This window comes from Aerosakkonema funiforme FACHB-1375 (genome assembly GCF_014696265.1).
GTDB lineage: Bacteria > Cyanobacteriota > Cyanobacteriia > Cyanobacteriales > Aerosakkonemataceae > Aerosakkonema > Aerosakkonema funiforme_A.
Genome location: NZ_JACJPW010000006.1, coordinates 1 through 21,590, shown reverse-complemented (window position 1 = coordinate 21,590; position 21,590 = coordinate 1). Strand labels below are relative to the sequence as shown.

The 21,590-nt window shown below is 45.3% G+C and carries 25 protein-coding genes and 2 pseudogenes; 8 read left to right on the top strand and 19 right to left on the bottom strand.

What is annotated here, in order from left to right; genetic code table 11:
* Positions 1-20: 20 nt before the first annotated feature.
* The 8 genes from H6G03_RS03545 to sufU form a co-directional block, all read right to left on the bottom strand.
* Complete coding sequence (locus H6G03_RS03545) at positions 21-3,968, bottom strand: PAS domain S-box protein (protein WP_190462143.1); 3,948 nt, start codon at positions 3,966-3,968, stop codon at positions 21-23.
* Positions 3,969-4,289: 321 nt separating this feature from the next.
* Complete coding sequence (locus tag H6G03_RS03540; protein WP_190462316.1) at positions 4,290-4,592, bottom strand: (2Fe-2S) ferredoxin domain-containing protein; 303 nt, start codon at positions 4,590-4,592, stop codon at positions 4,290-4,292.
* 269 nt (positions 4,593-4,861) lie between these two features.
* Positions 4,862-6,100 (bottom strand): serpin family protein, encoded by a 1,239-nt coding sequence (locus tag H6G03_RS03535; protein ID WP_190462314.1) that lies wholly within the window; start codon positions 6,098-6,100, stop codon positions 4,862-4,864.
* A gap of 92 nt (positions 6,101-6,192) precedes the next feature.
* Positions 6,193-7,374, bottom strand: coding sequence for an aspartate aminotransferase (locus H6G03_RS03530; protein WP_190462141.1), 1,182 nt, complete (start codon positions 7,372-7,374; stop codon positions 6,193-6,195).
* A 76-nt stretch (positions 7,375-7,450) separates the two neighbouring features.
* Entirely contained in the window at positions 7,451-8,560 is a 1,110-nt protein-coding gene (locus tag H6G03_RS03525) for an iron-containing alcohol dehydrogenase (protein WP_190462140.1), read from the bottom strand.
* A gap of 75 nt (positions 8,561-8,635) precedes the next feature.
* Positions 8,636-9,553: a branched-chain amino acid transaminase gene (locus tag H6G03_RS03520; RefSeq protein WP_190462312.1), complete on the bottom strand. Its 918-nt coding sequence runs from the start codon at positions 9,551-9,553 to the stop codon at positions 8,636-8,638.
* Between the two features lie 220 nt (positions 9,554-9,773).
* The gene (locus tag H6G03_RS03515; RefSeq protein WP_190462138.1) at positions 9,774-10,304 is read right to left on the bottom strand and encodes a Ycf51 family protein; all 531 of its coding nucleotides are present in this window, start codon (positions 10,302-10,304) and stop codon (positions 9,774-9,776) included.
* A gap of 12 nt (positions 10,305-10,316) precedes the next feature.
* On the bottom strand, positions 10,317-10,793 hold the full coding sequence (gene sufU, locus H6G03_RS03510; RefSeq protein WP_190462136.1) for a Fe-S cluster assembly sulfur transfer protein SufU: 477 nt from the start codon (positions 10,791-10,793) through the stop codon (positions 10,317-10,319).
* On the opposite strand from sufU, the gene H6G03_RS03505 reads away from it, so the two are divergent.
* The 4 genes from H6G03_RS03505 to H6G03_RS03490 all read left to right on the top strand — a co-directional run bounded on the left by H6G03_RS03505 (position 10,780) and on the right by H6G03_RS03490 (position 11,935).
* Complete coding sequence (locus tag H6G03_RS03505) at positions 10,780-10,956, top strand: hypothetical protein (protein WP_190462134.1); 177 nt, start codon at positions 10,780-10,782, stop codon at positions 10,954-10,956. The two genes, sufU and H6G03_RS03505, sit on opposite strands and share 14 nt — an antisense overlap.
* 220 nt (positions 10,957-11,176) lie before the next feature.
* Positions 11,177-11,443 (top strand): UPF0175 family protein, encoded by a 267-nt coding sequence (locus H6G03_RS03500; protein ID WP_190462132.1) that lies wholly within the window; start codon positions 11,177-11,179, stop codon positions 11,441-11,443.
* The gene (locus tag H6G03_RS37765; RefSeq protein WP_242060293.1) at positions 11,440-11,679 is read left to right on the top strand and encodes a hypothetical protein; all 240 of its coding nucleotides are present in this window, start codon (positions 11,440-11,442) and stop codon (positions 11,677-11,679) included. Before H6G03_RS03500 ends, H6G03_RS37765 begins: the two co-directional genes overlap by 4 nt.
* 118 nt (positions 11,680-11,797) lie before the next feature.
* Positions 11,798-11,935: a hypothetical protein gene (locus tag H6G03_RS03490; protein ID WP_190462130.1), complete on the top strand. Its 138-nt coding sequence runs from the start codon at positions 11,798-11,800 to the stop codon at positions 11,933-11,935.
* On the opposite strand, the gene H6G03_RS03485 is transcribed toward H6G03_RS03490, so the two are convergent.
* Genes H6G03_RS03485 through H6G03_RS03475 form a run of 3 tightly spaced genes read right to left on the bottom strand, consistent with a single transcriptional unit; the run spans position 11,922 to position 12,542 of the window.
* Positions 11,922-12,176, bottom strand: coding sequence for a ParE family toxin-like protein (locus tag H6G03_RS03485; RefSeq protein WP_190462128.1), 255 nt, complete (start codon positions 12,174-12,176; stop codon positions 11,922-11,924). The genes H6G03_RS03490 and H6G03_RS03485 overlap by 14 nt on opposite strands.
* On the bottom strand, positions 12,176-12,376 hold the full coding sequence (locus H6G03_RS03480; protein WP_190462127.1) for a hypothetical protein: 201 nt from the start codon (positions 12,374-12,376) through the stop codon (positions 12,176-12,178). Before H6G03_RS03480 ends, H6G03_RS03485 begins: the two co-directional genes overlap by 1 nt.
* A 10-nt stretch (positions 12,377-12,386) precedes the next feature.
* Positions 12,387-12,542, bottom strand: coding sequence for a hypothetical protein (locus tag H6G03_RS03475; RefSeq protein WP_190462125.1), 156 nt, complete (start codon positions 12,540-12,542; stop codon positions 12,387-12,389).
* A 114-nt stretch (positions 12,543-12,656) separates the two neighbouring features.
* On the opposite strand from H6G03_RS03475, the gene H6G03_RS03470 reads away from it, so the two are divergent.
* Positions 12,657-12,998 carry a DUF433 domain-containing protein gene (locus tag H6G03_RS03470; protein WP_190462123.1) on the top strand — a complete coding sequence of 114 codons (342 nt, stop codon included), beginning with the start codon at positions 12,657-12,659 and terminating at the stop codon, positions 12,996-12,998.
* 3 nt (positions 12,999-13,001) lie between these two features.
* Positions 13,002-13,226, top strand: a pseudogene (locus tag H6G03_RS03465) (DUF5615 family PIN-like protein); the annotation flags it as partial.
* Between the two features lie 14 nt (positions 13,227-13,240).
* On the opposite strand, the gene H6G03_RS03460 reads toward H6G03_RS03465, so the two are convergent.
* From H6G03_RS03460 to H6G03_RS03440, 5 genes and pseudogenes are all read right to left on the bottom strand, one after another.
* On the bottom strand, positions 13,241-13,453 hold the full coding sequence (locus H6G03_RS03460; RefSeq protein WP_190462119.1) for a hypothetical protein: 213 nt from the start codon (positions 13,451-13,453) through the stop codon (positions 13,241-13,243).
* The gene (locus H6G03_RS03455; protein ID WP_190462118.1) at positions 13,437-13,712 is read right to left on the bottom strand and encodes a BrnT family toxin; all 276 of its coding nucleotides are present in this window, start codon (positions 13,710-13,712) and stop codon (positions 13,437-13,439) included. Before H6G03_RS03455 ends, H6G03_RS03460 begins: the two co-directional genes overlap by 17 nt.
* A 57-nt stretch (positions 13,713-13,769) precedes the next feature.
* The gene (locus H6G03_RS03450) at positions 13,770-13,961 is read right to left on the bottom strand and encodes a hypothetical protein (RefSeq protein ID WP_190462116.1); all 192 of its coding nucleotides are present in this window, start codon (positions 13,959-13,961) and stop codon (positions 13,770-13,772) included.
* Between the two features lie 137 nt (positions 13,962-14,098).
* Positions 14,099-14,386, bottom strand: a pseudogene (locus tag H6G03_RS39685) (pentapeptide repeat-containing protein); the annotation flags it as partial.
* 329 nt (positions 14,387-14,715) lie between these two features.
* A complete protein-coding gene (locus H6G03_RS03440; RefSeq protein ID WP_190462114.1) occupies positions 14,716-15,942 on the bottom strand; it encodes a ricin-type beta-trefoil lectin domain protein in 1,227 nt (408 codons plus the stop codon).
* Between the two features lie 73 nt (positions 15,943-16,015).
* Here H6G03_RS03440 and H6G03_RS03435 point away from each other — a divergent pair, with 73 nt between their 5' ends.
* Both H6G03_RS03435 and H6G03_RS03430 read left to right on the top strand, forming a co-directional pair.
* Complete coding sequence (locus tag H6G03_RS03435) at positions 16,016-16,171, top strand: hypothetical protein (protein ID WP_190462112.1); 156 nt, start codon at positions 16,016-16,018, stop codon at positions 16,169-16,171.
* Positions 16,161-17,537, top strand: coding sequence for an NB-ARC domain-containing protein (locus H6G03_RS03430; protein WP_190462111.1), 1,377 nt, complete (start codon positions 16,161-16,163; stop codon positions 17,535-17,537). The genes H6G03_RS03435 and H6G03_RS03430 overlap by 11 nt, the downstream gene beginning before the upstream one ends.
* A gap of 86 nt (positions 17,538-17,623) precedes the next feature.
* Here H6G03_RS03430 and H6G03_RS03425 read toward each other — a convergent pair whose 3' ends face one another.
* The 3 genes from H6G03_RS03425 to dnaK all read right to left on the bottom strand — a co-directional run bounded on the left by H6G03_RS03425 (position 17,624) and on the right by dnaK (position 21,504).
* Entirely contained in the window at positions 17,624-18,112 is a 489-nt protein-coding gene (locus H6G03_RS03425; protein WP_190462110.1) for a DUF29 domain-containing protein, read from the bottom strand.
* Positions 18,113-18,116: 4 nt separating this feature from the next.
* Positions 18,117-19,124 (bottom strand): DnaJ C-terminal domain-containing protein, encoded by a 1,008-nt coding sequence (locus tag H6G03_RS03420; protein ID WP_190462109.1) that lies wholly within the window; start codon positions 19,122-19,124, stop codon positions 18,117-18,119.
* A gap of 277 nt (positions 19,125-19,401) precedes the next feature.
* Positions 19,402-21,504 (bottom strand): molecular chaperone DnaK, encoded by a 2,103-nt coding sequence (gene dnaK, locus H6G03_RS03415; protein ID WP_190462108.1) that lies wholly within the window; start codon positions 21,502-21,504, stop codon positions 19,402-19,404.
* Between the last annotated feature and the right edge of the window lie 86 nt (positions 21,505-21,590).

Below are 21,590 nucleotides of genomic sequence, written 5' to 3'. Positions count from 1 at the left end.
CCCTAGCCCCTTTTTTGACTTCAGCGCACCAGCCTCGCAACCGCTGTAGCTAACTTAGCTGGCTCAACTGGTTTAGGTACGTGCATTTGGAAACCTGCCTGAATAGCCTTGTAACGATCCTCCTCTCTAGCAAAAGCTGTCAGAGCGATCGCACGAATTTCTTCGCCTCGCGGTGACTCAAGCTGTCGCACTTTGCGGATCAAGTCGTAGCCGTCTTCTTGTGGCATTCCGATGTCGCTTAGCAACACATCCGGTTTGATATGTTCGATCGCTTCCATTGCTTCCCTTACCGAACTCGCCGTCCTCACTTGGGCACCGTATTGTTTCAGTATCGTAGCAATCAAATCGCAGCTATCTACATCATCATCAACAACAAGAACCTGCAAACCATTAAGAGGCTGAACAGCTGAGGGACTCAAAGGTACAGCTGAATAATTTTCTTCTCCCCCCCTGGAGAGATCCCCCGCTCCCTTACTTTGTGCAAGCACTGGCAACTTCACAGTAAATGTTGCGCCCATACCTTCCCCTTCGCTGAACGCCTGAACGCTGCCGCCGTGCAATTCCACCAAGCGGCGCACAATTGTCAGTCCCAATCCCAGTCCGCCCTCAACTCTTGTGATTGTGCCATCTTCTTGACGGAAACCGTCAAAAACATGGGGTAGAAAATCAGATCCGATCCCTTTGCCAGTGTCACTTACCGTAATTTGAACATAGGAGATTGCAGATTTGAGATGGAAGATTTCAGGTTGAACTTTTTCCGTTTCAAATTGCAATCCTAAAATCCGCTTTTGGGTTGGCTGCAAAATATTATTTCCTGAGTCGGCTTCTGGGGAGGCAATATTTAAATTTGCCCCTAAACTAGCTCCAAACGAGTCAAATTTTTCGGAAATCGGCAATTCAGCCAGCGTCACCTTGACTTGTCCTCCTTCTGGGGTAAACTTAACAGCGTTGGAAAGCAGATTGCCGATAACTTGCTGCAAACGATCGACATCGCCGATCACTTTGCTCAGCACAGGATCGAGACTCGACTCCAGTTGAATACCTTTTGCTTGCGCTGCTGGCTTGATAGTTTCGATCGCCTCCTCAATGATTCTTTCCAGGTTGACCGGCTGCATACTCAAACGAATCTTGCCGCGAATAATGCGGGAAACATCCAAAATATCGTTAATCAGCGTTACCTGTTGTTTGGCATTGCGCTCTATTGTTTCCAGCGCCTTATTGACAATTTCTTCACTCAACTTGCGGCTGCGTAGCATTTGCGACCAGCCCAGAATAGAGTTCAACGGCGTGCGAAGTTCGTGGGAAACGATCGCCAGAAATTCATCCTTGAGTCGGTTTGCCGCTTCCGCCGATGCCCGTGCTTTTTGTTCTGCCTCGTACAGATTAGCGCGATCGATTGCCACAGCAAACCGCTCGGCTACCAGTTGTAGCAGATAAATATCGTCTTGAGTGAAATGGCGGCTTTCAATAGTACCGACGTGGACAACTCCCAAAACTCGATCGTCAATTAGCAAAGGCACACCGATGAGCGACTGAATCTGTTTTTCCCGCAGCAAGGGGCTGTAAACTTGCCTATAAGCATCGCGCTCGACAAATAACGGCTGACGCAGTGCGGCAATATGTCCGGCGAATCCTTCACCGATGGGAATGCGAACTTCGTGACGAGCTTCCTCATCAAGTCCCTTGGCTGCCCTCACCACAAGAGTGTTGGTTTGAGTATCCGTCAGCAAGATTGCCGCCGTATCCGCCTGAAGAATTTCTCCGATCCGCCCCAGCAGCCCATCCAGCAGGTCTTCCAGGGATAAAGGTGCGATCGCGGCATCCGTAACTGCTTGCAGACGTTCCACTCTCTCAGCGGCAGCTTCGGCTAAAGCCCGTGCTGCTTGTTCCCGCGCTAGTAGCTTTGTTCGTTCTTGCTCTGCTCGCACTCGATCGTCAATGTCCGTATTAGTGCCGAACCACTTGACAATTTGACCTTCTTTGTCAAGCATTGGCAAAGCTTGACCTAAAAACCAGCGATATTTTCCGTCCTTTGCCTTCATACGAGCTTGAATTTGGTAAGTGGAGCCGGTTTGCAGAGCGTTGCTCCAGGTATCGATACACTGCTGCAAATCGTCAGGATGTACGATCGCTGGCCATCCCTGTGTTTGAATTTGCTCCAGCGTCATGCCAGTGTAATCGCACCAGCGCTGGCTGTAGTAATCTACCTTCCCATTCGGTTCTGCTGTCCATACCATCTGCGGTATCGATTCAGCAAGAAAGCGATAGCGGTATTCATTTCCCTCCGCTTGCGTGCGTGCTGCTTGCTCCCGCTCTAATAGCTGCGTGCGTTCTGCTTCCGCTTGCTGGCGTTGGATTGCTTCTGCCAGGATGTTGGCAGCAGCTTGCAAAAAGTAAATATCATCTTGTGTAAATGTGCGGCTGCGCTTGCTGTGTACCCCCAGAACGCCCCAATGTCCATTTTTTCCGGCGATCGTGACACTCATCCCGCTGACTGCGCCGTGGTTGTGCAGCAGTGGCGGGCCACTAAATCGCGTTTCGGTGCGGAGATCTCGAACAACGATCGGCTCTTGGGAAAGCAAAGTATAACCAGCCTGGGAATCTTTCTCTGTTCCTACTGTCGCATTGCCTACAAGTCCGGGCTGCCAACCTACACCTGCCCGCAGCAGTAAAGCGTCACCCCCTGGAAGCAGTTCTAAAACTTTACAATATTCAACTTCTAGAGTTTGGGCAATGACGTTAACGGCTTCGTCCATTAAAGTATCGAGGTTGCTTCCAGCTAGCGCCCGTTGACCGATTTGGGCGATCGCTTGCTGTTCGCCATTCCGCACTCTCAACTCTTCTTCTACCTGTTTGCGATCGGTGATATCGGATCTGATTGCTAAATATTGAAATGGTTTACCCGTGCGATCGAGAAAAGGAACTATTACTGTATCAACCCAGTAATACGTTCCGTCTTTGGCTTTATTCTTAATTTCTCCTTTCCAAACTTTGCCGCTCACAATTGTTGCCCACAAGTTCCGGAAGAATTCTTTGGAATGATAACCGGAATTGAGAATGCGATGGTCTTGTCCGAGAAGTTCTTCTCTGGAATATTTCGATATTTCGCAAAATTTATCGTTTACGTAGTTAATTATGCCTTTTTTGTCCGTTCTCGCTACTATGGCAGCTCGATCTAAAGCAAATTTGATATCTGAAAGTTCTTTGAGCGAGCTTTCGTCTGACGGTTTGCGATCGCCAACAAAGCGGGTTACTTTTGAGAAGCCTCTGAGATTGCCTGCTTCGTCTCGTAAAGCAGTAATGACGATATCTGCCCAGAAGCGGGAACCATTTTTTCGCACGCGCCAACCTTCTTCTTCATAGCGACCTTCTGTTGCTGCTAAATGCAGTATCTGTTTGGGTTTATCCTGTGCGATATCTTCGGGAGTATAAAAGCGGGAGAAATGCTGACCGATAATTTCTTTTGCCTGATAACCCTTGATGCTTTCTGCCCCTTCGTTCCAGCTGACTACGCATCCGTTCTGGTCAAGCATATAAATTGCGTAGTCTTTTACTCCCTCTACCAGCATACGGAAACTATCCTCGCTAGTTCGGAGCTTGTCTCGAGCCCTTTGACGGGCAGAAGTTAGCCATACGATCGACAGCGCCACGACAGCGAATACGCTCAGCCACAAGATATCGCTACCAAAGGTAAATTGCAGGGAATCCCCCAGTTTCTCAAACAAGAAATCGATCGAAAACACAGACAAGACGGTGGCTGTTAAACCATACCCAAAATCACCGTAGCCAAACGCGACAGTAGCAAAAAACAGGGGTGTATGGGTATGCTGTAGTGCTGGTTTTAGCGATAGTGCGATCGATAGGGACATTGCCGCCGCGAATACAGCGATGCCGTAACGCCACAATGAGGATCTCTGAGTGCAGCCTTTGGGAAAAAGCCGTTTTGTATTTGATGTAAGTGGCGACATGATTTGATACACTGAGCTTCTGATATTTGGACTGCCATCGTTCCGATCTAGCCTAATTCCAGGTTAAAAGCTGTGCGGTTGCGATCGCTCCGCTTTGCACAGGTCTATTTAACTTTGTGTTGGCTCAGCACAGCTACCCCATACTTAGTTTTACTTTGTGTTTTTTTCCATACCTTATACAAAAAAGAAATTTCACTTTAGGGCTCTTGAGAAAAATTGGGTTTGACGGCGAATTCGATCGAAGATGCTTGTATGGAAAGTGCAGTTCCATTAGAGATCGAGCAATCCGCAACTAAGTTCCGGAGTTGCCAGATCTTCTTGTTAAGAAGAAAACATTTCCATACGGAGATGAATTCGCGGGTTCAACTTAGCTTCCACAAGTTTCCCGCCGATCAAATGTCGTTCCACAATTTCAGGTACATCGCTGGTTTTTACCCGGCAATACCAAGTCTCGTCAGGGACTATCCGCACGGTAGGGCCAGAGCTGCACTGCCCCATACAACCGCTACTTTCCACCCTCACTCCAGGAACTTCTGCCGCCTGAAAAGCTGTTAGCACCTCTGCCGAGCTGTTATTCAAGCAAGAACGGTTCTGACAAATCAATACGCAACGAGGTTCTGCCATAAACTCCCAATATCCGCCAGTAGTAACGCACACCTTTTTTATTGTGAACTAGATCGCTACTTTTATGCTAGTAGAGATACGGTTACCCTATTTAGCATTGCAAGTGCTAACGATCGCTGTAGTCTCTAGACAGGTTAAAATTGTAAGCAAACCTTAAATAACTGACCCTCCTTACAATATGCGATTTCAATGCGAGCCAAGTAAGTAAATACTCTTAATTAAAATTTAAAAACCTCAATTTTTAGGATGCTATTTACTATTGAAAATTTTCAATTAGCGGATATGGGATCTACAATGGAACCCATGAACAGGATTGTTCCCGTTCGCTCGTCTCTAATGGCACAGAAAAAGGGGCGATCGACAATCATTGTTACCGCCCCTCCTCTAGTACTTCCTACTGTCGTGACTGCTGATGCTTTAGTACCTTCTTCGTTGACTTCTACAAAAGTCTTGTGTTTAATAAAGCTAATCCATAAAGGTGGGTTTGCCATAGCTGAAAAATCAGCATCTTTCCGAAAAGCAATTTCCATACCCATGTTTTTAAACACATCTTCTAAATCTATTTCGTACTCTAATTGCAATCGCGGCATTCCAATTAAAAGTGGTATTTCTTCTTCATAATTTTGCTCAGCGTTAATATTATTTATCCAGATTTCCCAATTTTCAGCATTCAGATTTTCATAAAATTTTCTAATATTAATTCCTTTTCTTGGTAAGAAGACGTACAGACTTAAACGTTTTTCACCATAGGGTAAACTAACTGCCTGAAACGTTTCATTTTCATAATACTTAGCTTGGTAAAGTTGCCGGAACATGAGCGGGTGAGCCTTTTGAGTTCCGTCCAATAAAGTGAATAATCGTTCTTGAGTTGCTTGCTTAGGAAATGGATACGTCCAATTGCCAAAAAAGTAAATAGCATTGAACAGCATAAAAACAGTATCCGGTTCGATGCCATCGACTATTTTGTCTATGTTTCCGTTGGTACTTTGCTTTACCCAACCGTTTATACTAGATATAGTCCTAGCATCGGTAAAGTCAGCATTTTTCAGTTCTACACCGTAAAATTTCTGGATTTTTTGAATAAATTCAGGCTTAAAAGGTTGGTTATCTTTACCCCAGAAGGAATTAGCAATTGATAGCTCAACTTGGGAATCTGCATTCGTCAAAGTATCTTTCAGTGCGGCATTTGCTTGATTTAGTTCCTGGATAGCGATCCCTTGTAATTCTAAGGTTTGTGCGATCGCTTCCTGGGTTTTGCCGCTTGCCCCATTGTAGGTAATCGCTAGGGCGATCGCAATGCTGGCAGGAGAGATAAAAATATTTTCGTCAGGCTGTTTCTTTTGGATTTGGGAGAATAGCTTGAAGCTAAACTTGGTGTAAGCTGCAATCAGCTTGGGATTCACTTCATTTGGGACATGGGGAGTTACGATGGGAGACTGGGAAAGTGTGGCGTTAAAAAGTTCCTCTGTCCCTCTGCCCCAGTACCCAGTCCCCTTTGCACGCAACATCCCAGTTTCGCCCAGTAGGACTAGGCATAGAGATGCTGCCAAAATTATCCCATATCGGATTTTCACTCTGAACTGGCGACTTGCGCCGCTGACTAATAGTGAATATTTGCCTGTTTGAATCGGTGCAAGGCTTCTGCAAGGCGATCGCACTCTGCTATCAAACTTATCCGTACATAGCCTTCACCTGCAATACCAAAAGCATTTCCAGGTGTAACGACAACGCCAGTCTGCTGCAATACAGAAAGAGCAAAATCTGTTGAGGTAACTCCCGGAGGACATGGCACCCACAAATACATCGTAGCCTTCGTTTTCGGGATATTCCAACCCAAGGCAGCCAAACCTTCGATCAGAAAATCCCGGCGGCGACGATACCGTTGTTGCACCTCCTGTAAATATTCATCTGGCAGTTGGAGTGCGGTTTCTGCTGCTGATTGTAAGGCAGCAAAGATACCGTAGTCCAGATTGGTTTTTAAAGTTCTTAACCCTTGAATAATGTGGCGGTTACCCACGACAAAACCCACCCGCCAACCCGCCATATTGTAGGTTTTCGACATGGTGTGGAACTCTACACCGATTTCCTTCGCTCCCGGAATTTCTAACAAACTGGTCGGCTGATAACCATCAAAGGCTAATTCCGCATAACAAAGGTCATGCACCAGCAAAATCTCGTACTTGCGAGCAAATTCGACAATTTCTTCAAAAAGTTCGCGAGGCGCAGTCGCGGCAGTGGGATTGCTGGGATAGTTGAAGTAGAGAATTTTTGCCTGTCTGGCGACATCATCGGGAATGGTAGTTACATCAATTAGCCAGTCATTTTCCGGTTTCAAAATTATACTGTGAACTTTACCGCCAGCAATTACGGGGCCGCGAAAATGGGCTGGGTAAGCTGGAGACGGTACCAATACCAAATCTCCTGGATTGATGTAAGCGATCGCCAAGTGGGTAAGACCTTCTTTGGAACCCAACAAAGGCAAAACTTCGCTATCGGGAGCTAGCTCAACATCATAGCGCCGTTTGTACCAACTGACGATCGTGCGGCGAAAGCTAGCAGTACCTTCAAAAGGCGGATATCCGTGATTGGCGGGATTTTGCAAGGCGGCGATCGCTGCTTCTACCACCGGCTGGGGCGTCGCCCCGTCCGGATTCCCCATCCCCAAATCGATCAAATCCAGACCCTGTTCGCGGGCGCGGGCTTTCAATTCATCCAAGCGGGCAAATACGTAAGGCGGCAGCGCTTGCAGCCGCTGGGCGGGACTAATCCAAGATAATGTCATTTGTCGGTTGTCGGTTGTCAGTCGGTGATAAGTCACTCAGTCAAAAGTCAAAATTAACAAGACCGATGACTAATTTTTAATTTTTGATTGCCGAAGTAGTTGTGGAAACCATAGCTGCCATCAGATGGTCTGGTGCAACTTTAAAGGGTAGCCGATGAATATCCGAATTAGCGGCGCAAGCAATCTCAGCTGCTTGCCGCAGATCGGAAAGCGCGATGTTTCCCAAACCCAAATCCTCTAAGCTTTGCGGCAATCCAATCTCATCGTAAAACTTCAGCAGTTGCTGTCGTGCTGTGGCTGCGAGCTGATTTCCCTGTACCATTTCTTCCAAGCGCAGCTGTACCAAAATGCCATAAGCTACTTTTTCGCCGTGCAGGGAACTGTGACTTGCAGATATGTGCGTCAAACCGTTGTGGACGGCGTGGGCGGCGACTGTGCGACATTGGGCCCCTCCCAGTCCGCCGATGACACCAGCCAGCATAACTGTAGCATCTACCACCGATCGCCATTCCTCTCCGCCCGGTTCTTTGAGGGCGGCTGCTGATTTTTGGAATAAAATATCTCGCAAAACTCTCGCTTGTTGTACGGCGGCAATAATGAAGGTCGCTTGGGAACTGGCGCTGCTGACAGATGCTTCGTACCACTTAGCCAAGGCGTCTCCAATTCCTGCCACCAGGGTTCGCTGGGGAGCTGTTTGGATGAGAGTGTAATCTAAAATCAACAAATCCGGACAGCGATCGAGCGGCACATCATATAGAAATGCTCCCTCTGATGAGTAGACGTTGGCAAGTGCTGTCCAAGCGGCGCAAGTCGCAGCTGAGGTCGGTACGGTAGCGATCGGCAATTGGCACTGATGGGCCAGTAATTTGGCGGTGTCTAAAGCCTTTCCACCACCAACACCGATAATTACATCCGCTTGATGTTCTTGTACTTTGCTTCGCAGGAATGCCAGACTCGCTTCGGTACAATCTGGACTGTAGGACGCAGTAGCCGCATTCAGCTGTTGCTGTTCCAGAATTTTTGGCAATTCACCCTGAAGCGCCGCTAGGGTAGTTTCGCCGCCGACAACCAAGGGACGACGACCCAAGCGTGCAATTGCTTCGCCGCCCAGCACCAGGTTGCCACGTATTACTTGGGCTGGGGCAACAACAATAGGAGTCAACGCAGTAGCAGTTGGAGTAGACACGTAGAAAAAGGATTGGGGATACAGCAAAATCGTTTTATCTAGTTAACATTATTACCCCAGATCGTTCCGGAATGCTTATCCGTCCAGGGAAATCGCGTATACCCAGTTTTGGTAATTTGGGTCTCTGTTTTCTGTAATTGCGGTGAGTTTTTCTTTGAGTTTTTCAGTTAATGGCCTGGTTTCGGGCAATTGGTAATTTTCAATTCTGTTGACTGGTGTTATCTTCGCTGCTGTCCCGCTGAGGAAAACTTCGTCTGCGATGAACAACTCGGATTTATCTACGGATCTTTCGATCGTTTCAATGCCCAAGTCTTTGGCGATTTTGACGATGCTATCTCTGGTGATTCCTTCTAAGATATCTTGGTCAAATCCTGGCGTAATCAATTGCCCGTTTCTCACCAAGAATATGTTCATCCCAGAAGCTTCGCATACTTTCCCTTGGGAGTTCATTAAAATCGCTTCATCAAAACCGGATTCTACTGCTTCGGTTTTTGCCAAAGAAGATGTGATGTAGGCGGCGCTGATCTTACCTCTTAATGGAAAACTGCGGTCTTCTTGTCTGTACCAAGAGCTGATTCGGCAGTTTACTCCATCGGCAGAGAGGTAATCTCCCAGTTCCAATCCATAAACAAAGAAGTCTTTTTCTATATTGTGAACTCTGGGGGCTATTCCCAAGTCTGATGTGTAAACAAACGGTCTGATGTAAAAAGATTTATTGGGTTGATTTTTTTTGACGAATGTAACTATAGTTTCTTCTATTTTTTGAGCTGGCAAATCGTAGTGTAAAAACTTAGCGCTTTGACTTAACCTTTGGCAGTGGCGGTCTAATCTAAACAGCAAAATTTGTTTGGGGTTTTGCGGATCGGGGATACCGCGCAGTCCTCCAAATGCACCTGTTCCGTAGTGTAAGGCATGGGTGGCGATCGATATTCTAGCTTCTTCAAATGGTACAAATTCGTTTTTAAAGAAAGCTATTGGCAGAAAACTGTACATTTCAAAATTTCCCCATGACTTGAATTTACTTGTCATTTGTCATTAGTCATTTGTCATTAGTCAGTTGTGAGTTAGACAAGTCTATCTATAGTTTCTCATTAGACATCTCCAGAAAATTATCTCAAACGCAGGCAGGATGCCTACCCCACAAGAATTTTTGGAGATGTCTATTCAACTTTCCTTTTGACCGATGACTGATGACCTTTTGACGGATGACTATTTAACTATTTTCCTGCTCAGTGGTTGATTTTGGCAATCGGGCTAAGTTGTCTCGATAGATTTCCACTGTAAGCTGTTTGTCCTGATTGGCAAGCGATCGCGTCACTTCGCCTAAGTATAGCGGTTGCGAAACTCCCGCTTCGGGATGGATAATAGTACGAGCGCGGATAGTCAGTTTACCATCTCCGCTACCCAACCGACCGTAGGAAAACAAATCGGCACCAGCTTGACGCAGGGTAGCTTCCAATTGGGATTCGGTAATTTGAGGGGGTAGTGCGATCGCTGCTAGAGTCGCCCCATTATCGTAGATTAGCGAATAGCGAACCGCGCCCGGAACGGTTGTGTGGGTAAAAAGTCCCAATCCCAAGGCAAATAAACCGCCTGAGAGGACTCCCGTAAAACCGGTCACACCCACTAAGCGAAAGCGGATACCCCATTTAAAGATAAATGCGATTATTGCCAAGGCAGCAAAAGCTAGAGTGGCGATACCTGCCCACCCGGCGGCTTGGATGAACTGAGCTGTAGTAATCATAGCGACGCAAGCTTATTCTTTTTCGTTGCTGACAAACCCATCTGCCTGCTTATCGTTGACCGATTCTAAGGCAGCTTTGAGGGCGTGCCAGGTTAGGTTAGCACATTTAATCCGCACGGGGAACTGGGCGACGCCTTGCATGACGTTCAATTTTCGCAGTTCTTTGGGAAACTCTGCGCTTCCTTTCATCATGTTTTGGAAGCGTTCCACCATCTCTAGCGCTTCTTTTACGGTTTTACCCCGCAAAGCTTCTGCCATCAAGTCCGCAGATGCCATTGAGATCGCACAGCCTTCGCCTTCAAATTTGGCATCTAGTATGGTATCCCCGGCTTCGTCGAGCTGCAACGTTAGCTCGATCGTATCGCCGCAGGAAGGGTTATGTCCCTTCTGATACCGATGCACCGGATTGGTTTTGCCTTTGTGCTTTGGCTTCTTGTAGTGTTCCAGAATCACCTGTTGATACAGGTCGCGCAGATTGCCCAGAGTCATGATGGGACGGGTAAAATGTTATTTATCTTTCTTAATATTAGAGCAAGTTTCTGCTTACCAAGTCCCTGATGGGGCAATGTTGGGTCAAACTTCAAAGGTAAGCATTCAGCGTAGCGCAGTCAGCCGTCAGCTAATGCGATCGAGAGCGCTGAAGTTTCACTAGCCTTTGTTTAAACTGCTGATGGTCAATTCCGACTAAAGTTCTACGCTGATATCTGACGGCTGAATGCTTACACTAAATAATTGTAATTGATTAATCGATTGGTGTTTTTAAATGGGTGAAAATCGGCGTTCGCGCAGATGACGAACGGCATATCGCGCTTTTTTTTTGTAGTGCGATCGCTTATCATAGAGATCGGATTAAACTATTCGCTAAATAGTCTATGCAAATCACGGTTGAAATTCCTGATGAAATTGCTGAACGCCTAGAGCAAACCAGGGGTAGTCTCTCTCGTCGGCTCCTAGAAATAATTATTGCTGATGCTTACCACTGTGGTAAAGTTAACACTGCTGAAGTGCGCCAAATACTCAATCTACCATCTCGTCTTGAGACTCACGCCTTTTTGAAGCGGATGGGTGTTTACCTGAACTATGACGAAGCAGAATTAGAACAATATCTTCAAACTCTTGAGGAGTTCAGAGGGCAATGATTGTCGTTTCTGATACTTCTGGAATTTGTTACTTGTTGCTGATTAATCAGATTGAAATACTACAAATTTTGTACAAGGTTGTTGCCATTCCTCAAACTGTAGGGGTGCTATCGATTTCTTGGAGGAGTAGTTCTTTGATGGTCATCACGGCATCTCAGGAAGATTGGTACTTTGAGTATAACGAGTCTCGATCGGAGTCATCAAAGGGGTTCCATTGGTATGATAGAAATGGATAATATTGTGAGTAGAAAAATATGTTTGGTTTCTTTGTTTAAATTTACAGCGCTTTGCGCTGTTATGAGGTACAGTAGCAATTAGTAAACCAATTTATTACAAACCGCTACAGAATATTTAGTGTACCTCACTACAGCGGAAAGCGCTGTAATTTATAAAGAAGGGCGATCGCGCAGCGTGCTGTTGGCGATCGATTCGTATTCTGAGAGAGTGTCCAGCTTCAAATTCAGCGATCCGATCGAAACTATACATCAATGAGTTTGTCGTACTCTGCGTGTGTCCCAATCCAAAACCATGAAATACCGCCTTTAACTTCTACGCCCAAAGCCCTATAATGTTGTCCTACTCGCACTGACCAGTAATTACCAACTTTCTTGAAGTGTAGCGATGGATGAAAAGGATCGGTTTTAAGTAACTGATAACACCGATCCGCTGTTCGCTGCACTTCTTCAGGTAGAGCGTTGTAACATTCCCAAAATCGACGAGTTGTGTAATTCATCAGATGCTTCGACACTGCCCCGCTTCAAATTCAGCGATCGCCTCTTTTGCTAGGTCTTCTAGTTTTCCATTGGCAATGTCTTTCTCTAATTGCTCATCCCAGCGTTGATAATCTAAATTGGCAAACCACTCGCTCAGTTTTCTATACTCATCTGGGGATAGCTGAAGAATAGCAGACTCGATTTGCTCAAGTGTTAGCATTGGGGTTGTATCAACTTAACTCTGAGCAAATTATAGCTTGTGACAAGGGTGCGATCGCTTTTTTTGGAGGTGCGATCGCGATAGCGATGCGGAGCATTATGGCGCAGCTGACGAACGGCATATCGCTATCCGTGTCGTAGGCATTCGCGCAGCGTGCGGTAGGCATTCCCTATTCGCCCAATCATCACATTATCATGGTAAAAATGGATAAGATTGTGAGTATAAAAAGATGTTGGGGATCGTTTGGTAACATAGAAAGTAACCCTTGTCTTTGTTTGCTATGACGCTGAAAGAATTAGAAACTCAACTGCTAGCACTCTCTGATGAAGAAAAAGCTCAAGTAGTTCAACTTCTATCGCAAGGCAAAATCACTTTAGGGCGCGGTATTGAAAAAAAGCCTGGAGTTTGTGGTGGGAGTGCCTGTATTGCTGGAACGCGCATCACCGTTTGGGGACTTGTAGAAGCTCATCGCATTGGATATAGTGAAGCCGATTTACTCACAAGCTATCCATCGCTTTCTGCAACGGATCTGGCTAATGCTTGGGCTTATGCTGAAGCTTTCCCGGACGAAATTGAAACAGAAATTCGGGAAAATGATGAGGTAATGTACGAGGATTTTTAGTAGATGGCGCGTCTCTATGCTGATGAGCAATACTCGTATCCAGTTGTAGAATTTCTGCGAGCTTTAGGACAGGATGTTTTAACTGTTCAAGAAGCAGGTAAAGCAAATCAGGGAATTCCCGATGCAGATGTGTTAGTTTTTGCAACTACCGAGAATCGTGCTGTGATTACTCAAAATAGGAAAGATTTCTTTCGGCTGCACTGCATACAGCCAGATCGTGCTGGTATTTTTGAAACAGTTAATTAAATTGTGACAGACTTAGCAATTTTGGCCAGCAATCGCAACGCTTCATTTACGGAAGCTGAGTCTCGAAATATTTCTGCTACATCTGGATCGAGAACTACCACATTGCTCGCTCGCATATAGGCTTCATAGTATTTGCCACGAACACCACCTGAAAAATCGTATTCAGGTCTCATTTCGTCATTGACTTGTGCTTCAGGTTCCTGACTCATAGCTTCTTCTCTCTTGTCGGGTGGCTAAACGGGCGCTGATTAAACGCACCTCTCCTTCTCGTTCTGTATGGGACACAACCAAAAGGCGCTGTAAGCTTGAATTACCTATCGTTAGAAGACGGAACTCACCTACCGAGCGATCGGGGTCAGAAATTGTCACAGCTAGTGGATCTCCAAAGACAGTGACAGCCTCTTCAAAAGATACACCATGCTTTTTAGCATTGCTACTCGCTTTGCCTGAGTCCCACTGAAACTTCATAGAGCTACTCTACTCTTAAGTAGCTAAATAAGGTAGGCAATTGCCCACCTTACTACTTTACTGTTTTTTGGTGGTGCGATCGCTATTTGTGTCGTAAGCGATCGCTCTTTTTTTGGTCGTGCTAAGTGAGTGCGTGTCGTAGGCGATCGCTATCTTTCCAATCATCACATTGCAAAGTGCGATCGCCTGGGAAAGTAAACGCGATCGCTCTTTTTTTGGTGGTGCTAAGCGAGTGCGTGTCGTAGGCAATCTCTATCTGTCCAATCATCACATTGCAATGATAGAAATGGATAAGATTGTGAGTAAAAAAACATATTGCGTAATATGCCTTAACCCAAATTAAAATGAACGGCGAGCGCACTTCTAGGGATGAGCGCTCAATTAGGCATTATTGCTCCTGTTAGATTGGCATCACTCAGATTGGCATCAGTTACATTAGCATCGCTCAAATTGGCACCGCTCAGATCGGCACCGCTCAGATTAGCACCGCTCAGATTAGCACCACTTAGATTAGCGCCACTTAGATTAGCATTCGGTAAGTTTGCTCCAGACAAATTAACACCACTGAGGTCGCAATTTTGACATTGCTTTGTCGCTAGTAACTTTTTAATATTATCTTCATTATTTACGCAAATTACTCCTAGATTTAAAATACGGCCATCTGCTGTTTGCATATAGCAAAGCAGCATATCAACATCAGAATATGGTACTGCTACACCTCTAATGTTCCTCTGCGACGCCCAGCCAAAGCGATTGTTTGGTACGTTCTCTGGCCCACCCCCGTGGGCGACCTCTACCCACAAGATGGCAAGTAATAGAAATGCAATCGGCGGAGTGAGCAGCCAATTTAGCAGAATATTGTATATGTCATAGGATTTGATTTGTTGCTTCACCCTTTAATCAGCAGTTCTCGCTCTATTTATTTAGTAATCGTCTGACATTTTTTATGGAGATGGTGTCCCTAGTAAAAAATCTACAGTTAACTAGAGAGACTTTTTATTCCTCAATCAATTCGTTGCCAACTCTGGGCAGCAGAGTTATTGCAATCCCATAGTTGCACTTTAGTACCACTCGTGGTGTTTCCGCCATTCACATCTAGACATTTGCCTCCAATACCGCGAAATACACTATCTTTAACAAAAGTCCATTTTTGAGCAGGAGTACCATTACAATCCCATATTTGTATTTTGGTACCATTCGCCGTATTCGCACCACTCACATCTAGACATTTGCCTCCAATACCCCGCAAGACACCATCGGTAAAACTCCATTTTTGGGCAGCAGTACCATTACAATCCCATATTTGTATTTGGGTACCACTGGTGGTGCTTCCACCACTAACATCTAAGCATTTTCCTCCAATACCTTTAATAGGATTTTCAGGCTTACCAGCATACACCGCGACCGCATGAGGAACTGTGCGGGTAGTAGAAATCTTCGGGTTTCCATCAATGATTAGAAAAGTGCTTCCACCACCGTCGAGCATTGCCCTGCTAGTTGCACCAAAAGCTTTCAGGACGTTATCCGCAGCAGCTTGGGTAGCCTTCAGAGTTGAAAACAAAAGTAGTGTTTCTGCAACACCATTGCCATCGCTATCAATGTTGCCTACAAACGTGCGCTCTAAAGGTTCTGAAGCAGACTTATTGGCGGTAACATCCAGTGCGCCAACAACATCTGGTGTGGAGCCATCGAATGTAGAGTTGGAGTGGCTTTGGATACTGGTACTAGCTCCAAAAGAGTTGAAGGCAAGGGTACGGTTCTTACCGGGAAATTCACCTAATCCATAGCCATAGCTAATTTTGTTATTACGAACCTTTAAGCCAAAAGCAATTTTCGTAGGATTTGGTGAGCCATTATTATCAAAAAATGTTCCATTTATGACAACTTTAGCTTTTGCTGTTGTTGTATTCATAGCAACAGCATCATTCCAAAAAGTATTCAATGACTTGCGATAGACATTTCCATTGGAATAAGATCCGGTTAGGTTTCGTATTGTTGCTTTGCGAAGGTCTACAACAGTAACATAGTCTGGCTTCCCACCTTGATAATCTTTTTTGTAGACTCGCACTCCCGTGTCTTCCATTATTTTATAAAAACCAGAGGGAATGGTTTGAGCTAATAATTGTGTAGCTTTAGCAACGCCTAAGAACACACAGACGCTTACGCTCAAGGTTCCGCAAAGTAATTTTATAAAATTACTGCTACTTTTTGGCAGGGATGCTTTTTTCATATACATTTTCATCCAATTGCTCATCTCCCAAGGGAGTAAACTTGCTCTCGATCTAGGCTAGCAATTAATTTTTATGCTTCAGCTTGCTAAAAATCTGGTCGATATCGGGACTTTTCTACCAGATGACCCGATCGAATATGGGGAAATGTGGGGAAAAATTGGGAAATGTGGGGAAATGTTGGGTATAATACCACCAACCTTGACATCTACCCGACTGTATGAATCTTAAGGAAGTGTTAAAACTCGCAGACGATCTCGTATTTGCTAGAACGGGTAAGCACCTCAATGATTTGCAAGAGACGATTCTGCGGGGAACGTGGGAAGATGAGGACTATAAAGAAATTGCTAATGGGGTTCATCGTTCTGAGGATCGTGTTAGAGAAGTAGGAATGGAATTATGGCAGATCCTTTCACAGGAGTTGGGGGAAAAAGTTAGTAAATCGAATTTTCGAGCATCGATGGAGAGGTTGCAAATTTCGGTAGTTTCACATTTAGAACAGCATCACAACCGAATTGGTAGTTTCAACATTTGTGGAGAAAGTAGACATCCGCCAGATATACCAAACTTACATCCACCTAATCAAGAAACAACTAACTCAAAACAAACTAAAATATCGCATCAAGATTTAAGCGAAATGCCGGAGTTGGGTGCTTTTTACGATCGCACTCCCGAACTCGACACCCTTACCACCTGGATTTTACAACAACGCTGTCGTCTAATAGCGATCGCGGGTATCAGCGGAATCGGCAAAACCACATTAGCGGTACAACTCGTTCAACAAATAAAAGATGAGTTTGAGTACGTCATTTGGTGCAGTCTCGAATCATCGCCTACTTTAGATGAATTTCAACATAAACTAATCGAGTTTTTCTCGCAGTCGGAAAAGCTAGATTCCCCAGCAACGAACCAAAAACCTTTACCGCTAATTAAATATTTACAAAAATCTCGCTGTTTAATAGTCTTAGATGACGTTCACCACCTTTTCAGTAAAAATGAATTGGCAGGTAAGTATAAACCTGGATACGAAGAATATCGCTCGTTTTTCAAACAGATAGAAAAATTATCCCATCAAAGTTGCTTTTTGTTAATAGGTTGGGAACAACCGAGAGAAATAACTCAAATAGAAAGCCAAAATCCGATCGTTCGTACCTTACAAGTCACTGGTTTAGATATCGTAGCCGCACGAGAAATACTGAAAGATTACAGGTTAGCAGAAATCGACAATTGCGAAGAACTCATTCACCGCTACCAAGGCAATCCGTTATGGATAAAAAGCGTGGCGACTCTGATTAAAGAGTTGGGAGGATGCGTGACTGAGTTATTACTAGATGATACCATATTATTACCAGAAAATTTGAAAGATGTTTTAGAAGAGCAGTTCGATCGCCTATCCGAATTGGAAAAACAAGTTCTCTCCTTGTTGGCGAAAGAAAGCGAACCCGTCAATCTGGCAAAATTACTAGAAAATGGCAGAATGCGATCGACCGATTTACTCAACGCGCTGCAATCTTTATCGCGGCGCTGTTTGATAGAACAGCAAGGAAGTTTTTACACCCTGTCACCTGTATTGAGGGAGTATATCAAAGGGTTATAACTGAAGATATTGCACTATTGTCAAAACCCGCCAGGGAATTTATTCCCTGGTGGGCTAAAACTCGCACACAATGATATCTCTTTCAATTATTCAATATTTTCGGAACGATCGTTTTCAGGGGGTAAAAAATCAGGATTAAGAACTTCTTCTACAGTAAAGGGAGACTCAGGGGGAAATATCTTAATAGATAAACCTGTTTCATCTGCGGCTAGTTCCCTAGCATCTTGATAAGATTCATTAAAAATATCTTCAAAAAAACGATATAAGCTCGGACTGGTTTTGAAGGTTTCTCGGAGGCGTTTGCGATGTTCTCGAATGGTGTAAAGCCAACTATTTGTTCGTTTTTCCGGCTGATATTTATACTTAAGTAAGTGCATGAGAAGTACCCTCAGATTACTGGTTAGGGCATTTTTCTCACTTCTCCCCATACTTTCCAGTTCCTCTAGTAAGTTTTCTATATCTATTTCTGCAAACCTTCCCTCTTTTAAGAAGTTTATATTTGTTTGTAACCACATATAAAAATCCTGTTCGTAAAGGGATGCGATCGCAGTTGTTATTGATTGAATATTTGTCATATCTTTACACTGGTAAATCGGCACGAGGATTAAATGTTTCGATACCGCGCAATTTTTCGTACAGTTCCCGTTCTCGTAAGCTGGGATTTTTGGGAACAACAATTTGAATTTCGACTAACTGATCGCCTCTTTCTCCATCATCTCCGGGATAACCTTTGTTGGCAAGGCGCAATCTTTGTCCCGACTTAACTCCGGGTGGAATTGTAATTTTAACTCGACCGTCCAAAGTCGGTACTTGCACTTGTTCTCCCAAGACTGCTTCGCTGGGAGTGATGGGCAATTGGCAAACAATATCGGCACCTTCTACTGTAAAGTAGGGATGAGAAGCGACGGTAATGATCAGGTAAAGGTCGCCGCCATCGACGCCTTGACCTTTGAGACGGATGCGCTGATCTGTTACCATTGCTGGTGGCATATTTATTTCCAGCGATCGCCCATCTTCCAAACGAATGCGTTCCAAGCCTCCGGTGTAAGCTTTTTCTAATGGCAATGTCAGTCGCGCTTCGATATCCTTGCGGTTAGGACGAGCGGGAATTGTATATGTAGTCTTTGTAGTTTTGGGACGGAAAATATCTTCTAAAGGAGTTTGTTTCGGAGGTTCTTCCGGTACAGTTGTGACCACGCGCTTTTCTCGGCGGCGTCCCAACAAGTCGTCGATAAACTTATTGAAGTCAGTGTCGTTACTGTAATCTTTTTCTTCCGTAGCAGTAGCGCGATCGCTATTACTATTACTGCGGTTGAACCAACTTTTATACTGGCCGAAGTTTCTACCTTGGAAGCCTCGCTTGTTCCAGAAGCGGCTGTATTGATCGTACTCCGATCGCTTAGTCACATCCGAGAGAACTTCGTAAGCCTCACTAATGTCTTTAAATTTCTCTTCAGCTTCTTTGTTTCCCGGATTCAAATCCGGGTGATACTGTCTGGCTAACCGCCGATATACTTTCTTAATCTCTTCTACCGAGGCATCTCTGGCAACGCCCAGAATCTCGTAATAATCCCGAAAATTTTGCATAAAATTCGTTATTTGTCAATAGCCATTCGTCAACAGTCTTCTGTTATGAAAATTTGAGATTTCCAATTTTAAATTTCAGATGCAAATAAATTTGCAATCTGCCATTTAAAATTGGAAATTTCTCCATGACCGATGACCGAAAAAAAGCGGTTTCAAGCCTCCCATTTCAATGGGAACCATCAAAAAAATTTGACGAATTTCAAGCTCCGCTCGCTTATTGCCCAGCCAATCCAAAATCCAAAATCCAAAATCCAAAATCGGGCGACATTTTGACCAATTAGAGCCAATCATCATCATCATCCCAATCATCATTATTATTATTGGCACCTTTCCGAGACTTACCATATCCTACGCTTTCAGAAGTATTGCGAGATGGCTGACTTGTTCCCCCGCCGTAGTATGGCCGATCGCTATCCCGACTGGAGTAGTATGGCCGATCGTTATCGCGACTGGAATAGTACGGGCGATCGTTATCGCGACTGGGGTAGTATGGGCGTTCGTCTTCGCGATCGTCTCCAGAGAAAGCGCGACGAATTGACCCAAAAAAGTCATCTTCCTCTTCGCTAAAGCGCAGGCGGACTTCGCGTTGCAACTCGTAAAGGGCATCTTGCAAATCTGCTTGGGCGCGATCGATACCGCGATCGTCATTTTTAGCCAAATAATCCCGCAATTCCTTGATCAGACTTTCAATGCGATAGCGGTATTCATTGGCAAACTGCATCCCAAAATCTAACGCCACTTCTCGCAGCTGCCTTTCTGCTTGAGTAGTGAGAGATTCGGCGCGATTGCGCTTCTCGATTTTTTCTCGCTTCAACCGATCTGCCTCAGCATATTCTTCTGCATCCTGTAGCATTCGGCTTACCTCTTCCTGAGTTAAGGTAGAGGCTCCTTGGATCGTGATACTCTGTTCCCGACCCGTACTTCTATCCAAAGCTGCCACTTGCAAAATGCCGTTGGCATCAATATCAAAAGATACCTGAATTTGGGGTACGCCTCGCGGTGCCGGCGGAATCCCGAACAGCTTAAACCGTCCCAAAGATTTATTATCCGCCCCCATTTCCCGTTCGCCTTGGAGGACGTGAATTTCTACCATAGTTTGGTTATTTTCGCCGGTAGAAAAAGTATCCGATCGCCTCACTGGGATAGTAGTGTTGCGGGGAATAATTTTTTTCATCACACCGCCGATCGTTTCCAGTCCCAAAGATAGAGGAGTCACATCCAACAGCAGCACATCTTTGAGTTCTCCACCCAAAATGCCTGCTTGAATTGCCGCACCCACCGCGACGACTTCATCGGCGTTGATATTTTGATTTGGCTGTTTGTCGATGATAGTGCGAACTAAATCCTGCACCATCGGCATTCGCGTCGCACCCCCCACTAATACCACTTCGTCTATTTGGGCGGGAGTTAAGCTAGCATCCGAGAGAGCGCGTTTGACAGGTTTGCGGATTCTGCTTACCAAATCAGTGCAAAGACTTTCAAACTGGGAACGAGTCAGCGTCGTTTCCAAGTGTACCGGCCCGTTTTCCGTAGCGGTGATAAATGGTAAGTTAATATCGGTGACGGTAACACCGGAAAGTTCGATTTTCGCTTTTTCCGCTGCTTCCATCAGACGTTGCAGAGCTTGGCGATCGCGCCTTAAATCCACACCTTCTTTTTCCAGAAAGCCCTCTGCCAACCAGTCAACTATTTTCTTATCAAAATCGTTACCGCCCAACTGAGTATCGCCGCTGGTAGCTTTAACTTCAAACACTCCATCGCCCACTTCCAGGATGGAAACGTCAAAAGTCCCGCCGCCCAAGTCGAATACCAAGATTGTCTGACTTTCGCGGCGATCGAGTCCGTATGCCAAAGCTGCTGCCGTTGGCTCATTCAGAATCCGTTTTACTTCTAATCCCGCAATTTGTCCCGCATCCCGCGTCGCCTGTCGCTGAGAATCGTTGAAATAAGCCGGTACGGTAATTACCGCCCCCGTCACCTTTTCACCCAGATAGCGACTCGCCTCATCTACCAACTTCCGCAGCACCATTGCCGAGATTTCTTCGGGAGCAAATTCCTTATTCAGGCGGGGACATTTAATTTTAATATTACCGGTTTCATCCTTGCGAATGTTGTATGGCACTCGCTTCGAGTCCGGACTGAGTTCCGCATAATTGCGCCCGATCATCCGCTTAACACCATAAAAAGTATTCTGCGGATCGAGAACTGCTTGCCGCCGCGCCATTTGTCCGACGATGCGTTCTCCTTCTTTGTTAAAGCCTACTACAGAGGGAGTTATCCGCATACCTTCGGCATTGGCAATGACAACCGGCTTGCCACCCTCCATGACGGCTACTACTGAGTTGGTTGTACCCAAGTCAATGCCGACTATTTTGCCCATGCGTCTGTGTTCTCCTCTCGTGTCTTAAATATATTGAGAACTGTTGCTGGATTTATTCTATCTCGCGATCGGACAATGCACGGGGG